This window comes from Pseudomonas sp. 21615526, from assembly GCF_013386245.1.
In the GTDB taxonomy this organism is placed as follows: domain Bacteria; phylum Pseudomonadota; class Gammaproteobacteria; order Pseudomonadales; family Pseudomonadaceae; genus Aquipseudomonas.
On the sequence record NZ_JACAOM010000153.1, the window covers coordinates 1 to 15,384 of the forward strand.

Below are 15,384 nucleotides of genomic sequence, written 5' to 3' on the forward strand. Positions count from 1 at the left end.
CCCCCATCTCATGCTAAACCCCTGGCCCGCCAGCAAAACACCGCACTGACCGCAATCGCCGCCCCCGCCACGCCAAACACCCAAGGCGCCGACGCCACCGGCAACAACAACCCCGCCAGCAAAGGCCCAAGCCCCGCCCCCACATCACGCCACACCGCATTCGACGCCAACGCCGAAACCCGCATCGCCCCCGGATTACGCTCCGCCACCAGCGTCGTCACCAACGGCAACTGCAACGCCCGCAGCACCAACACCGCCGCCGCCCCCACAATCACCCAATGACTACCAAACGCCCCCAACGCCAACGCACTGAGAAACGAAAACAGCAGCAACATCGAAGTAGCACCAAACTGCTGCGCAGCACGCCCCCCCAGCGGACTCAGAAGCAACTCCGAAACATATCGCAGCGCCATCAACCCACCGGCAATCAATACCGCATTGCCCCCCAGCAGCTTCTGCGCCTGAATCGACAGGCCAAAGATAAACAGCCCATCCAGCGCCACCCCTTCGATAAACGACCAGGTCGCCACACTGTCAGGCAACTTGAACCGCCGCCCCGGCGTGCCATGCAAATTGTGACCCGCAGTCGGCAACCCCCGCGCCATCCACAACCCCACCAGGCAACACACCGCCAGAATCCAGAAGATCGGCCGCGGCCCCACCTGCAACGTCAGCCACCCACCCAACGGCAAGGCCAGCATCGGCCCCAGGGCAATCAACGCCCGCGACCGCCCCGCCCGCCGCGCCGCACCCAGCGGTTCAGAGGTAGCCAATACTTGAGTGGAAAGGTTCAACGCCGCAAAACACAGGCCCCAGACCAACCGAAGCCCGAGCAAGGCCGCAAACCCGGACAGCATCGAGTTGCCAAGAGCACACACCGCCGCCGCGCCGGCGGCAATGGAGCACGTCAGCCGATCACCGTTGCGGGCGTAGAAATTCAGAACATGCCTGTAGCCGAAGATCCGCACCAGGCGGTTGGCCGCCAGCAGCACCCCGGCCTGGGCCAGGGTGATACCGAACGCCTGGGACTCCATCGGCAGCACCAGGTACAGCAACACGTCACTGGGCAGGCACAGGCCAAGGGTCAGCGCGGCACGGCGGGAGTGGGAATCAGCACTGCGTTGGGCCAGATCAGACATAAAAGCTGAAACATTCAGAATTATTTAGACGGCCACGGTAGCCGTCTACCTCAGAGTTTTACAAGGCCCAAATGATTAAACCTTGGCGCCGTCCTGCATCAGGCGCAACCCGCTGGCCACCGCGCCCACCAGGGCAAACCCGCAGCCCAGCCACAACGCGTACTGCGGGCCGCTGCTCAGGGACAGGTGGAAACACAACGCCACCAACGAAGCGCCGAGTGTCTGCCCCATCAACCGCGACGTGGCAACGATCCCGCTGGCTCCCCCGCTGCGGGCAATCGGTGCGCTGGTCATGATCGCCTTGAGGTTGGGCGACTGGAAAAAACCGAACCCGGCGCCACACAGGGCCATGCGCCAACCGATATCGAAGGTCGAGGCGTCGTTGCCCAGGGTCGCCAGCGAGGCCATGCCCGCGCTCAACATCACCAGGCCGATGCCGCACAACAATGCCAGGGAGATACGGTCCGCCAGGCGCCCGGCAATCAGCGCCATCACCGCGACCACCGCCGGCCACGGCGTCATCAGGAAACCGGTGGCCACCTGGCTGTGCCCCAACACGGTTTGCAACAGGAACGGCAGCGACACAAACGCCAGCCCCTGGGCGCTGAACGCGCAAATCGCGGTGAGGGCCGACAAGGTGAACAGCGGGCGCTTGAACAGATCCACCGCGAGCATCGGCGCCGGGTGCCCGGCCTGACGGCGGATCAGCAACAGCCCGCACAGCAGCGCCACGGCGATCAGCCCCAGCGTCAACACCGCCTGCGCACCGTGCACCGCCGAGCCCAGGCCCAGCACCAGCAGGGCAAACAACCCGGCGCAGAGAATTGCCGCCAGCCGGTCGAAGGCATGCCCGGTGATCGGGATCACCGGAATCGCCCGCACCCCGAGCCACAGGGCCAGTGCCCCCAGGGGCAGGTTGATCAGGTACAACCAGTGCCAGGTAGCCACCGATAGAATCGCCGACGCCGCCGTCGGCCCCAGGGTAAAGGCCAGCCCCACCACCAATGAGTTATACCCCAGCCCCCGGCCGAGGATTTTTGCCGGGTAGATGTGCCGCAGCAGCGCAATGTTCACGCTCATGATTGCCGCAGCGCCCAGGCCCTGCACCACCCGGGCGGCAGTCAGCGTCGGCAGTGACCAGGCCAGCCCGCAACACAGCGACGCCACCACAAACACCAGCAAGCCGCCGAGGAACACCCGGCGGTGGCCGACCACATCACTCAGGGACGCAAAGGGCAGTACCGCAGCGATGGTCGCCAACTGGTAGGCATTGACCACCCAGATCACCGAAGCGGAGTCGGTGCCAATCCCTTCGGCCAGGGTCGGCAACGCGGTGTTGACGATGGCCGTGTCGAGGGTCGCCAGGCCGATCCCCAGGGAAATGGCGACAACCGCCGCTAGACGCTTATCACTGGGCAACCCATCAGCTACTGAAGACATGGACAATCCGCACACGTGGCAAAGGCGTCTAGATTACGGGCAGCGGCCTTTTTTTTCAGCGGGCAAATGCGCGGCTGTCCAAATATTCATGTTCAGGTGCGCCATTTGCCCATCTGCGCCATCTGCACCAGCACCTCGGCCAGGGCGGGCTGCGGCGCGCTGTTGACGGTGACCAATGCCACGCAACGGCTTGGCCGCAAGGTCGCCGCGGCGGTGGCAGCGCGGCCGCCGAGATCGAACCCGCCGAGCACCGCCTCGGGGATGTGCAAGGCGTTCATCAAGTCCAGCACGTCCTGGCCGAGCACCACTTCCTGAGTGCTGGCGGGTGCCGCCTTGTCCAGCGGCGTGGTAGTGCCATGGCCACGCAGGTACGGGGCAACTACCCGAAAGCCCTGGGACGCCAGGTAGGGTACGACGTCGGCGAAGCGCTCCAGGTCGCCGTCCGCGCCATGCAGCAAAATGATCGGCCTGCCCTCTTCCGGGCCGGCCTCGTAGTAGCCGATATCCAGCAGGTCGGTGCTGGCCTGGCGGATCGTCCAACGGGCGGGCACCGCCATGACCGGCAGTGACAACGCCACTGAAGCAATGGCGGTGGAAATCAGAAAGCGCCGGCGATTGAAAAAGGACATGGTGTTAGAGCTCCGAAAAATGCGACACAGAAAAGTCTTCAACGACCCCCACAATCAACTCGCTGCCGATCCAGCCGGCCAACAGCTCACCGGCTTTCGCGACGCCCTGCTCTTCCCCCAGGCGCGCTACCAGAAACTCGCACAACCCGGCAAAACTGCCGTCGCCTTGCAGGTGCACCAAGGCCTGGAACTCCAGCGCATCGACCTGGCGCAAGCGCGAAGTGAACTGCCGACGCCACACCAGCAGCCCACCGGCCTCGGCCAGCATCAGCGCCTCGGGCGCCGGGGTTTGCTGCCACAATGCCGACCAGATCGCCTCGGCGTTGGTGGTCAGCCCATGGCAGCGCAGCGACGGCGTGAGTTGCAGGCGTGCCGTGTCCCAATCCACCGACGCCAGCACGTCCATGGGCAACGGGCTGGCATCGGCGGCGACAAACGCTTCATTGAGCGACGACTCGATCCAGGCCAGTTCATGCACGTCGGGATTGTTGGGGAACAGTTCGCCCAGGGTCAGGTGAAAACCCTCGGGATAGACGTCCAGGGTCCAGGCATGGGGCGGATGCCGGTCGATATGGCTGACGCACGCGGCCAGGAACGCCTCGTCCCCGACCCAGCGCCGCAGGTTGGGAAACGCCTGTTCCAGGCAACCCACCAATTGCGCGCGGTAGTTGTTCTGATACACCGCCAGTCCCGCGGCCTTGTTACCCAACATCTCGGCCGACTGCTCCGAGGCACTCACCAGCCAGGTATGAAAAGCCTGCTGCCATTGCGCGAGATTCATGAGCGCACCTGCGCACGCTTGTAGGCCTCGGAGGCACCGAGCATGCGGGCGATCGACAGCTCCTCCAGCAGCTCTGCCAGGGGCGGGATCTCGTCATCGCGCTCGATCATCGTGGCGACCGGGCCGAGCAACGCAACGGCCTTGGCATACAAGTCCCAGACGTCATCACACACCGGGCTGTCGTGGCTGTCGATCAGCAAATCGCGGCCCTGGCTATGGCCGGCCAGGTGAATTTGCCGGACCCGCTCGGCCGGAATCCCGTCGAGAAACGCGAGAGCGTCAAAGCCATGGTTGCTGGCGCTGACAAACACATTATTGACGTCCAGCAACAGCTCGCAGCCGGTGCGCCGGGACATGGCGGCGATGAATTCCCACTCGCTCATGGACGCGCCATCAAAGGCCAGGTAGCTGGACGGGTTTTCAAACAGCATCGTGCGGCCCAACACTTCTTGAGCCAGGTCGATATTGGCGCAGACCCGGTCCAGTGCCTCATGGGTGTAAGGCACCGGCAGCAGATCATGGGAGTTGAAGGCCCCACTGCGGGACCAGCTCAAGTGGTCGGACACAAACAGCGGTTCGATCTCGTCCACCAGCGACTTGAGGCGTTTCAGGTAATCGCGATCGAGGCCCTCGGCCGTGCCGATCGACATCGACACCCCGTGCAGCGCCACCGGATACCGCTCGCGAATCTGGCGCAGGATGTGCCGGGGCTGGCCGCCCGCGACCATGAAATTCTCGGAGATCACTTCAACGAAATCCACCGCCACCGGGTTCTCCAGGAACTCGCTGTAGTGTTCCTTGCGCAGCCCCAGGCCATAGCCTGGAAAACGCGGGTTGGGTGTCGGCATCATGTGGTCTCCGTTGCATAAATAGGCGGCGGGCCCAACCTGGGCCCGCCGGGGTGTTACTTCGGTTCGGTAGTGGTGCCGCCCAGCTTCAGGCACTCGGACGGGGTCTTGACGACAACGCCCTGGCCCTTGCAGCTGTTGAGGCCCTTGCAATCGTTCTTGGCCGTGGCGCACAGGCTTTCGCCCTTGCAGTTGTTCACGCCGTAGCAGCGACCCGGCTGTTCCGGCTGGTCGGCGGCGCTGGCGGCCGCCGCGAAGGAAGCGGACGCCATGGCGATCAGGGCGGCAGCAGTGGCAAGGCTCAAGCGGGATTTGATGGATGTGCTCATGGGTATTACTCCTCGGGGGTGGGGTTTATTTGATGACGGATGCCGCGTCTTCGATGACCTTCGCCACAGCCTCGGGCTGGGAGATGTACACCGAGTGGCTGGCCTTGATTTCAGTGACTTTCGAGCCGGCGCGCTTGTACATCCAGCGCTGCAGATCGGGGCTCAGGGCACGGTCTTCGGTGGACACCACGGCGTAGGTCGGCTTCTTGTGCCAGGCCGCGGCCCACACGGTGCCGCCGAACAGCGCGGTGGTGGCCGGCACCTGGGAGGCGGCCATGAAGTCGGTGCGGTTGGTGGTCAGGTCGGCAGCAAAGTCGGCATTGAACTTGGTGCGATCAAAGAACAGATGCCCGTCGCGAGTCTGCATCACGTCATTGCTCGGCGCCGGCATCGACGACAGCAGCTGGCTCATGTTCTCGCCGACTTCCGGTTGCAGGGCCGAGACATAGACCATCGACTTGACCTTGTCGCGGTCACCGGCAATCGAGATCACCCCGCCGCCGGAGCTGTGACCCACCAGCACCACCGGGCCGACCTGCTGCTCCAGCACTTCGCGGGCCTCGGCCACGTCGGCGGCGAGGCTTTCATGGCCCTGATGCACCACGGTGACCTTGTAGCCCTTGTGAATCAGGATGTCGTGCACCACTCGCCAGCCGGAGCCGTCGACAAAGGAACCGGGCACGATCACCACGCTTTTACCGGTGCCCGGCTGGGGCTTGGCTGCATCGGCGGCCGAGGCCACCAACGGTGTAGCGAGTGCCATGGCGATCGCCAGGGAAGAAAGAATACGCATGCGACTCTCCACAGGCCTTGGGGCCTGATCATTGTTGTGAAAGGGTTAACGGCGTTGGCCGGACAGCACGCGGTCCAGTGACCAGGCCCCGCCGCCATACGCCAGCAGCGGCAGCAACAAGCCCGCCCAGGTCAGGTGGGTCGGCCAGGCGTCGGGGTACACGAACACCTCGATCACCAGGGTCATGCCCAACAGCGCGGCAGCCGCCGGGCGGGTCAGCAGGCCCAGCACCAGCAACAGCGGGAACAGATGCTCGGCGTAGGTCGCCAGGTGCGCTGCCCAGTCCGGCGGCACCAGCGGCAAGGCGTATTCCGAGCGAAACAAGGTGTAGGTCGACGGCTTGAGCTGCAGGAAACCGGTCACCTTGGTGCGGCCCGAGAGGAAAAACACCGAAGCGATCCCGAGGCGGGCCACCAGCAACAGCAGCGCCTCAGGCAGCACACGCTTGAGCACCGCAGGGGCCAGGGCAATCATGGTTGTTCCGTCAGGCTGCCGAAGCCTTTGGGGGTTTTGATCTGGGTGCAGGTGCCTTTGTCCACCAGCACCCAGGCGTTGCCCTGGTAATCCGCCTTGGCGGTGCCGGCGCAGGAAGTCCCGGCACCGGCGGCGCAATCGTTGGCACCGGCGAGGGACACGCCGAAGCATTTTTCCTGAGGCTTGGCATCCTCGGCATGGGCGGTGGCGGCGAAGGCACCGAGGGACAGTGCGAGGGTGGCGGCAAGGGCTGCGTAATGGCGCTTCATTGTTGAATCTCCTGGCTTGACTGAATGTGGCCAGGGCGCTTGTGCGGTGGGTGACCGCCTGCGCCATCTGGTAGACAGATTTAAAGCCAGGCGTGTATCCCGTCTGTGTCGCGTTTCCTCCTTCTATTCATGCCGGTGTATCAGGTGGGTGCTGATACACAGTCTGATACACAGCCAAAAAAACCACGCCAAACCACCGCCGTTTTATTCGGCATCCCGAACGACACAATTAGAAATATTCGCCTTTCCGAACACCCACCTTCCCCCACTTTCGACGACCTCAAAAATCCCCATAAATTTCATACGGTTGTTGTCATCTTTGTTACATGCCAACTGGCATACATTCTGCTACATCAGGTTTTCTAGTAATAAAATGTTTCTAAATTGAAACAGTCTCATCGCCTGAAACCCAACGGCCCCGCGCCCTATAACAACGTCCATGCCCCAAAGGAGGGCGACAACTCTCACCTTTTTGATCGACTTCAACTCTCCAAGCCTGCTGCCGCACGTAAGCACCCAAAAGGGCGAATGGCCTGATCGCCAATAACAAGCCCGACTACAAAAAAGGACAAATTGATGAGTTCGAGCAAATACCCCGCAGCGTCCTTCACGGACCTCGTCCCCCAGGCCCCGGACCACACCGAGAATGCAATCGGTTTTGGCCCCTTTCTCTTGTTGGCGCGCCAGCATGTATTGCTGCGCAACGGCGAGCCGGTGACCCTCGGCAGCCGCGCCTTGTACTTGCTGATCGCCCTCGCCAGCCGGGCTGGCGAGTTGCTGGAAAAGTCCGAGCTGATCTCTTTCGCCTGGCCCAAAGTGGTGGTGGAGGAATGCAACCTGCGCGCGCAGATCGTTGCGCTGCGCCGGGCGCTGGGGGATGACGGCAACTTCAGCTACATCGTCACCGTGCCAGGCCGGGGTTATCGGTTTGTCGCGCCGGTGACGATGCAGGCAGTGAGTGAAGGCGCCATCGCCCAGGCGCTGGTGCCCGCCCCGACGGTGGACGTGCCCAACCTGCAACCGCCGCCCAGCACAGTGATTGGTCGCGAACAGCTGATCCTGAGCCTGGCCGACCAGGTACTGAGCCAGCGTTTCGTGACCATCACCGGCCCCGGCGGCATCGGCAAGACCACCGTGGCCCTGGCCGTGGCGCAGTTGCTGCAGGGCCGCTTTCACCAGGGCATGTGCTTCGTCGACCTGGCCCCCGCCACCAGCGGCCAATGGGTGGCCGGCATGCTCGCCAACGCCCTGGGCATTCAAAGCGTGAGTGACGAGCCCTTGCAAAGCGTGGCCTCGATGCTCGCCAACAGCCCGTTGCTGCTGGTGCTCGACAACTGCGAGCACGTGCTGCAAGCCACCGCCGACGTCGTCGAAGTGCTGCTGCGCTGCGCGCCCCAGTGCTGCGTGCTGACCACCAGCCGCGAACCGCTGCGGGCCGAAGGCGAACGGGTGCACGACCTCGCACCGCTGCTGGTGCCGGACGAAGACGTGAACTTGAGTGCCGAGCAAGCCATGACCTGGTCGGGCATCGCCCTGTTCATCGAACGGGTCAAGGCCCTCGACCCCGGCTTCGTGTTCAAGGACACCGACGTCGCCGCCGCCAGCGCCATCTGCCGCAAGCTCGACAGCAACGCCCTGGCCATCGAAATCGCCGCAGCGCGAGTCCGCACCTTTGGCATCCAGGACCTGGTGGGGTTGCTCGACGGCAGCTTCCGCCTGCAAATGACCGGCCGGCGCACCGCCCTCGCCCGCCACCGTTCACTGAGCGCGACCCTGGACTGGACCTACTCGATGCTCACCGGCGACGAACAGGCCATGTTGCGCCAACTGGCGGTGTTCACCGGTTCTTTTACCCTGGACGCGGTCAAGGCCATGACCGCCAGCAGCACCCTCGATGCACGCAATGCCCTGCCCTTGCTGGAAAGCCTGATGGACAAGTCGCTGCTGATCGCCGGTGAATCGCAGTTGCTCAAGCGCTACCGCCTGCTGGAAACCACCCGCGCCTACGCCCTGGAGAAACTCAACGAACACGGCGAAGCCGATGCCACCCGCCAGCGTCATGCACTGTATGCGCTGGGCGTATTGCAGGAAGCCGGGCAGACCCTCGACGGGCTTTCTCCCGAGACCTGGATCGGCCTCTACGGCCCGGAAATCAACACCATCCGCACCGCGCTGGAGTGGGCCTTTTCAGCCTCGGGCGACCTGCCCACCGGCATCGAACTGACCCTGGGCGGTGTGCCGCTGTGGCTGCGCCTGTCGCTGGTCAGCGAGTGCCGCACCTGGGTCGACAAAGGCCTGGCCAGCGCCGCCACCACCCCGCTGCCGCTGCGCCAGCGCATGCTGTTGCAAACCGCCCTGGCCAGCGTGCTGATGCTCACCTATGGCACCGGCGGGCCAATGCGCGAAGCCTGGCGCCAGGTGCGTGAAGACGCCCGCGACCTGGGCGATGCCGAGCACAAGCTGCGGGCGCTGTGGGGCCTGTGGAGTGACCGCTGCGGCTGCAACCAGTACGCCGAAGCGCTGGAATTGGCCGAGCGCTACATCAGCCTGAGCCACAGCGGCAACCAGCAACTGCTGGGTAAACGCATGCGCGCGCTGGCGTTGTTTCACATGGGCGACCTGGCCGGCGCCCGACAGAATATCGACGAGGCGCTGGGGTCACCGTCAGCGCCGCGCTCGCATATTATCGACGTGCATTTTGACCAGCGCATCGCCGCCCGCTGCCTCAAGGCACAGGTGCAGTTGCTGGAAGGCGATGTCGACCCGGCGCTGCGCCTGATCGGCAGTTGCGTCGATGAAGCCATCACCCTCGATCACCCCGCGACCCTCTGGTACACCCTGTGCCTGGGGGCAATTCCCCTGGCGCTGTTGGCGTCCAACCTGCCCAAGGTGCGGTACTACCTGGGCTTGCTGCAAGACAGCACGACCCAGCAGGACCTGCACATCTGGCGTCAGTTTCGGCTGTGCTTCGAGAGCATCCTGCTGATCCGCCAGGGGTCGCCCGAAGAAGGCGTGCCGTTGCTGGGTGAGGCCTTGCATCACCTGCATGGGCAAGGCGACAGCCAGCTTTATAGCTTGCTGCGTTGTGAATACGCCCTGGGGCTGGCGCGGCTGGGCCTGGAGAAACTGGCGCTGGAGGTGTTGGAAGACACCCTGCAATTGGCGCTGGGCCGGCATGAGCGCTGGTTCGTGCCGCAGATGTTGCGGATCAAGGCGCAGCTGATTCTGCGCCAGGCCCAGTACGGGTCGGTGGACAAGGCCAAGGTGTTGCTGCGCCAGGCGTGGGTGGATGCGCAACTGGCCGGGGCGCATTTCTGGCGGGCGCAGATTGCCAGTGACCTGGCCAGGTTGCAGGAGCCGAAGATGCGGATTGCTTCGTTGCCAAGGTTTCAGCACCGGTAGAGGCTGCCGGCATGTAACGGTAAAAAGGGGACAGATTTATTTTATAAATAAATCTGTCCCCTTTTCGCTCTTTTTGAACCCCGGCAGCCGCGCTATTGATCCGCTGCATAAATGACGGTTTGCGCACTGTCGGGTGCAGCGGGTCGGCGGGTGAAGTAGGTGTCGCCTTCATCCGTATGAATCTCGTATTCAAACTTGCTGGTCGCGCGGCCCGTGGCGGTGGCGTGCTTGATGATCTTCAGCACGCGCTGGAATTTCACACTTTGGGTGCCGTTCTGGCTGGGCCCGGTGAGCACGTTGACGCTTTGAAACCAGCCGTCGTTCTTCTTGTTCGCCACCAGGGCGCCGGTCATGGCTTCAAACCGCTCCAGCCGGGTAAAGCCCCACAATGTCTGCTCTTCCACGGTTTGGCCGAGGGCCGCAGAGCCGGTAAACACGAACAGGTTGATCGCCGGGCTGTCTTCACAGAAGAAATCGTAAGGCACCAGGCCGTCGACCATTTTCTTGCCGGCCACGAAGCCTTTTTTGTGCACCTGAAACATCGCCACCTCCACGCCAATGGCGTCACTGAACATCAGCTCACGCAGGAGAAAAGTCTAAAGGCGCAGGGCGTACAGGGCGGTCAAGCCAATGTAATATCGTGTAAAGATCCCACCCGAGGCAGGATGATTTCCACGCTCAACCCGCCGGACGGCTCGTTGTGCGCCTCGATGGTGCCGCCATGCATTTCCACGGACCTCAAGGCGATCGCAAGGCCCAGTCCGAAACCGGCATCGGTGTCATTCGGGCCACGTTCGAAAGGTTCGAAAATACTCCGCAACCGCAGGTTTTCAACACCCGGCCCCTGATCGGTGATCAGCACCCGCAGCCAACGGTTGTCGGGGCTGACCTCCGCCGAAACCCGCACCGTGGTATCAGGTTGCGTGTAGCGCACGGCATTTCGAATGACATTTTCGAAACACCGATACAGCAGCTCGCCGCTGGCCCGACTGACAAAGTCCGGACACGCCTGCAAGCTGACACTGCAGCCTTTGATACCCGCCTCGAACTGAGCATCCTCGACAATCACGGCCAGCAATTCGACGATATCCACCGGCTCGCGCTCGATGCTTTCGGGACGGCCCTGCACACGCGCCAGGGTCAGCAGCGCCTCGATCAGCGTGTCCATGCGCGCCGATTCACGCTGGATGCGCCCGAGCATTTCCTGGCGTGCCGGGTCTTGCTGCAACAGCCCGATGGCCACTTGCAGGCGCGTCAACGGTGAGCGCAGTTCATGGGAGATGTCGTGCAACAGCTGTTGCTGGGCTTCCACCAGCAGCTTGAGCTGGTTGGCCATGCGGTCGCAGTCTTCGGCCAGGTCGACGATTTCATCACGGCGCTTGCCCATCATCGGCCGCACCCGGGTTTCGAAGCGGCCCAGCGCAACGTCGCCCATCGCCCGCCGCAGATAAGCCAGCGGCCACGCCAGGTAGTAGGCCATGTACCCACTGAACAGCGCGCTCATCAGCGTGCCGATGATCAGCGGGATCCAGTGGCCCAGGCGCCCGGGTTCGTGGGGAGGATGGGAAGACCTGAGGGACAGCGCGGCCCCGTCCTTGCTGATCAGAGACTTTTCATAAGCCACCTGCGAGACCGGCGTGCCGGCCAGCAATTGACCGGCACTGTCATAAACGCCAATGGCTTGGCCGTGGGGTGGCTGCCACACCGCCAGGAGCTGGCGGCCCGACTCGACACCGTACTGTTCCAGCAACTGTTCTTCGCTGGCCAGGATCGCATCCAGATGATGGTCCCCGGGGCCCAGGCTGCCCGCCACCAGAATGCTCAACCCCACCAGAAACGTCAGGCTGGTGGCCAGCCAAAAGGCCAGGAACAGTTTCCAGAACAGCCGGCTGGGTTTCATCATTCGGCGATCAACAGGTAACCGAGGCCACGCACGCTCTGGATCCAGGCCTTGGCATCCGGGCGCGGGCCCAACTTCTGGCGAATGCTGCTGATGTGCACGTCGATGCGTCGGTCGTAACGGGTCAACGGGCAGCCCAGGGCATTGAGGGACAGGTCCTTTTTGCTCACCACCTGGCCGGCGCACCGGGCCAGCACTTCGAGCAGGCTGAATTCGGTACTGGTCAGCCCCAGTGCGCAGCCTTTCCAGAGGGCCTGACGCTTGCCGGGCCAGAGCACCAGGGCGCCGGTCTTGATCACGTCAGCGGCCGGCGGGTCCACGGGCTGCACCCGGCGCATGATCGCGCGCAGGCGCGCCACCAGTTCACCCGGGGAACTGGGCTTGGGCACGTAATCGTCCGCGCCAAGCTCCAGCCCGGTGATCCGGTCGATGTTGTCGCCCCGGGCCGTGAGCAACACCACCGGCACCTGGCTGCTGGCGCGGATGCGCCTGAGCACTTCTATGCCCGACAGCCTGGGCAGCATCACGTCCAGCACCACAATGCTGTAGCGCCCCGACAGTGCCTCGACCTCACCCTCCTCGCCGGTGTGCACGCAGGTCGCCTCAAAGCCTTCATGCTCCAGGTATTGGCCCAGCATTTCAGTCAGTTCCTGGTCATCGTCGACTAGCAATACGCGGATCATGGCGAGCTCGTGAAAGGGTACCCCCACAGTATCGCCCAGCCTCATCGCCCCGGGGCCAACCTTTACCTAACTTGACACTTGGTTAACCGCACCAAACCCCCGGCGCTCTTATGCTTGCCGTCCACCCGTCTGGCCGCGTCGTGGTGGCCCGCCTGCGGCGAGTCATCCCGGCGCGCTTGCGCTGCTTGTCGATGTGTTCTGGAAAAGATCTTGATGAATTTTTCGCGCCTGCTCTGCTCGGTTGCGCTGCTGCTCAATGTCACACTTGCACACGCTGAAGCCTTCAAAATCTCGGATATCCGTATCAACGGTCTGCAACGGGTCTCGGCGGGCAGCGTGTTTGGTGCCTTGCCGCTGAACGTGGGGGACGAAGCGGATGACCGACGGCTGGTGGATTCCACCCGTGCGTTGTTCAAGACCGGCTTCTTCCAGGACATCCAATTGAGCCGCGACGGCACGGTGCTGATCATCAATGTGGTCGAGCGCCCATCGGTGTCCAGCATCGAGTTCGAAGGCAACAAGGCCATCTCCACCGAAGACCTGCTCAAGGGCATGAAGCAGTCGGGCCTGGCCGAGGGCGAGATCTTCCAGCGCGCCACCCTGGAAGGCATGCGCAACGAACTGCAGCGCCAGTACGTGGCCCAGGGTCGCTATTCGGCCACGGTCGACACCGAAGTGCTGCCGCAGCCGCGTAACCGCGTGGGCCTGAAGGTCAAGATCGACGAAGGCTCCGTGGCCGCGATCCAGCACATCAACGTGGTGGGCAACCACGTGTTTACCGACAAGGAACTGATCGGCACGTTCACCCTCAAGACCAGCAACTGGCTGTCGTTCTTCACCAACGATGACAAGTACGCCCGTGAAAAACTCACCGGGGACCTGGAACGCCTGCGCTCCTATTATCTGGACCGTGGTTATATCAACATGGACATCACCTCGACCCAGGTGTCCATCACCCCGGACAAGAAGCACGTCTATATCACCGTCAACATCAACGAAGGCGAGAAATACACGGTGCGTGACGTGAAGCTCAGCGGCGACTTGAAAGTGCCCCAGGACCAGCTTGAAGCCCTGTTGCTGGTGCAGAAAGGCCAGGTGTTCTCGCGCAAGCTGATGACCACCACCTCGGACCTGATCACCCGGCGCCTGGGTAACGACGGCTACACCTTCGCCAACGTCAACGGCATGCCCACGCCCCACGATGAAGACCACACCGTGGACATCGTGTTTGCGGTCGACCCGGGCAAACGGGCCTATGTGAACCGCATCAACTTCCGTGGCAACACCAAGACCGACGACCAGGTGCTGCGCCGGGAAATGCGCCAGATGGAAGGTGGCTGGGCGTCGACCTACCTGATCGACCAGTCCAAGGTTCGCCTTGAGCGCCTGGGCTTCTTCAAGGAGGTCAACGTCGAAACCCCGGCCGTGGCGGGGGTCGACGACCAGCTTGATGTGAACTACGCGGTCGAAGAACAAGCGTCCGGCTCGATTACCGCCAGCGTCGGTTTTGCCCAGGATGCCGGGCTGATCCTTGGCGGTTCGATCACCCAGAACAACTTCCTGGGCACCGGAGATTATGCCAGCCTGGGCCTGACCCGCTCGCAGTACCAGAGCAAGTACAACATTGGCTTTACCAACCCCTACTTCACGCCGGACGGGGTGAGCCTGGGCTATAACGCGTTCTACAGTGCCACCGATTACAACAACTACTACGACGATGGCAGCGGTGTTTCCTACTACTCCATCAACAGTTACGGCCTGGGGGCCACACTCGGCTACCCGATCAATGAAACCTCGCGGTTGAGTTTCGGCCTGACGGTGCAACACGACAGTATCGACCCGGGCATCTACAGCTCTGATGAGATCTACGATTTTCTTCAGCGCGAAGGCAGTGAGTTCACCAACTTCAAGGCGAATCTTGGGTGGTCGGAGTCGACGTTGAACAAAGGCGTGATGCCGACCCGTGGTTACTCGCAGAACCTGAACCTGACGGTGACGCTTCCGGGCAGTGACTTGAGTTTCTACAAACTCGATTATTCCGGGCAGACATTTGTGCCGATCACCAATTCGACGACGCTGCGTTTGCATACCAAGCTCGGTTACGCCAACGGGTACGGCTCGACGGACGGCCTGCCGTTTTATGAAAACTACACGGCCGGGGGTGAAGGTTCGGTGCGCGGGTTTGAAAGCGGCACGCTTGGGCCGCGCAGTACGCCGGCGACCGGGGCGTATGCCAGTGCGGGCCAGCAGTACTACAGCGACCGCAGTCCCGAGGCGTTGGGGGGCAACATCCTGATTACCGGGGGGGCGGAATATCTGTTTCCGATGCCGTTCCTTAAAGATAATAAGTCGGTGCGTACGTCTGTGTTCTGGGATGTGGGTAACGTTTATTCGGACAAGTGTGCCCTCAGTACTACCCAGGGTTGTAATGGGGTTGACCTGAGTCAGCTGGGTGCATCTGTGGGGGTTGGGGCTACGTGGTACAGCCCGTTGGGGCCGTTGAGTATCAACCTGGCGTTGCCGGTTCGTACGCCGGAGAATGCGACCAAGCAGGTGTTCCAGTTCTCCATGGGGCAGAATTTCTGATCTGCCTGGGTACATATCCGTTTTTGCGGTTATGGCCGCTATTGGTTCCGCTCTTACAGCGGCTCACTTTTGAAAAGCGCAAAAGTAAGCAAAACGCTCTTGCCCCACCAC

General features: G+C 62.7%; 14 protein-coding genes. 2 read left to right on the forward strand and 12 right to left on the reverse strand.

Annotated features, from left to right (window positions below):
* Positions 1–8 precede the first annotated feature (8 nt).
* The 9 genes from HX786_RS29285 to HX786_RS29325 all read right to left on the reverse strand — a co-directional run bounded on the left by HX786_RS29285 (position 9) and on the right by HX786_RS29325 (position 6,702).
* Positions 9–1,139 (reverse strand): MFS transporter, encoded by a 1,131-nt coding sequence (locus tag HX786_RS29285; protein WP_177055902.1) that lies wholly within the window; start codon positions 1,137–1,139, stop codon positions 9–11.
* A gap of 75 nt (positions 1,140–1,214) precedes the next feature.
* A complete protein-coding gene (locus HX786_RS29290; RefSeq protein WP_178912959.1) occupies positions 1,215–2,579 on the reverse strand; it encodes an MFS transporter in 1,365 nt (454 codons plus the stop codon).
* A 92-nt stretch (positions 2,580–2,671) separates the two neighbouring features.
* Complete coding sequence (locus HX786_RS29295) at positions 2,672–3,208, reverse strand: alpha/beta fold hydrolase (RefSeq protein ID WP_178912960.1); 537 nt, start codon at positions 3,206–3,208, stop codon at positions 2,672–2,674.
* 4 nt (positions 3,209–3,212) lie between these two features.
* A complete protein-coding gene (locus tag HX786_RS29300) occupies positions 3,213–3,989 on the reverse strand; it encodes a DNA-binding domain-containing protein (protein ID WP_178912961.1) in 777 nt (258 codons plus the stop codon).
* Positions 3,986–4,837, reverse strand: coding sequence for a DUF692 domain-containing protein (locus HX786_RS29305; protein ID WP_178912963.1), 852 nt, complete (start codon positions 4,835–4,837; stop codon positions 3,986–3,988). Before HX786_RS29305 ends, HX786_RS29300 begins: the two co-directional genes overlap by 4 nt.
* Before the next feature lie 56 nt (positions 4,838–4,893).
* The gene (locus HX786_RS29310) at positions 4,894–5,166 is read right to left on the reverse strand and encodes a hypothetical protein (RefSeq protein WP_003211275.1); all 273 of its coding nucleotides are present in this window, start codon (positions 5,164–5,166) and stop codon (positions 4,894–4,896) included.
* 25 nt (positions 5,167–5,191) lie between these two features.
* The gene (locus tag HX786_RS29315; RefSeq protein WP_003211274.1) at positions 5,192–5,959 is read right to left on the reverse strand and encodes an alpha/beta fold hydrolase; all 768 of its coding nucleotides are present in this window, start codon (positions 5,957–5,959) and stop codon (positions 5,192–5,194) included.
* A gap of 45 nt (positions 5,960–6,004) precedes the next feature.
* Entirely contained in the window at positions 6,005–6,433 is a 429-nt protein-coding gene (locus HX786_RS29320; protein WP_003211272.1) for a DoxX family protein, read from the reverse strand.
* Positions 6,430–6,702 carry a DUF2282 domain-containing protein gene (locus HX786_RS29325; protein ID WP_003211270.1) on the reverse strand — a complete coding sequence of 91 codons (273 nt, stop codon included), beginning with the start codon at positions 6,700–6,702 and terminating at the stop codon, positions 6,430–6,432. Before HX786_RS29325 ends, HX786_RS29320 begins: the two co-directional genes overlap by 4 nt.
* A 576-nt stretch (positions 6,703–7,278) precedes the next feature.
* Here HX786_RS29325 and HX786_RS29330 point away from each other — a divergent pair.
* Entirely contained in the window at positions 7,279–10,104 is a 2,826-nt protein-coding gene (locus tag HX786_RS29330; protein WP_178912962.1) for a winged helix-turn-helix domain-containing protein, read from the forward strand.
* A 92-nt stretch (positions 10,105–10,196) separates the two neighbouring features.
* Here the strand turns inward: HX786_RS29330 and HX786_RS29335 are convergent, their stop codons facing one another.
* The 3 genes from HX786_RS29335 to HX786_RS29345 form a co-directional block, all read right to left on the reverse strand.
* The gene (locus HX786_RS29335) at positions 10,197–10,646 is read right to left on the reverse strand and encodes a hypothetical protein (protein ID WP_177021191.1); all 450 of its coding nucleotides are present in this window, start codon (positions 10,644–10,646) and stop codon (positions 10,197–10,199) included.
* An 80-nt stretch (positions 10,647–10,726) separates the two neighbouring features.
* Positions 10,727–12,007 carry an ATP-binding protein gene (locus HX786_RS29340; RefSeq protein ID WP_177023417.1) on the reverse strand — a complete coding sequence of 427 codons (1,281 nt, stop codon included), beginning with the start codon at positions 12,005–12,007 and terminating at the stop codon, positions 10,727–10,729.
* Entirely contained in the window at positions 12,004–12,687 is a 684-nt protein-coding gene (locus HX786_RS29345; protein WP_003211262.1) for a response regulator transcription factor, read from the reverse strand. The genes HX786_RS29340 and HX786_RS29345 overlap by 4 nt, the downstream gene beginning before the upstream one ends.
* Before the next feature lie 213 nt (positions 12,688–12,900).
* On the opposite strand from HX786_RS29345, the gene bamA reads away from it, so the two are divergent.
* The gene (gene bamA, locus HX786_RS29350) at positions 12,901–15,273 is read left to right on the forward strand and encodes an outer membrane protein assembly factor BamA (protein ID WP_134326193.1); all 2,373 of its coding nucleotides are present in this window, start codon (positions 12,901–12,903) and stop codon (positions 15,271–15,273) included.
* Positions 15,274–15,384: the final 111 nt, after the last annotated feature.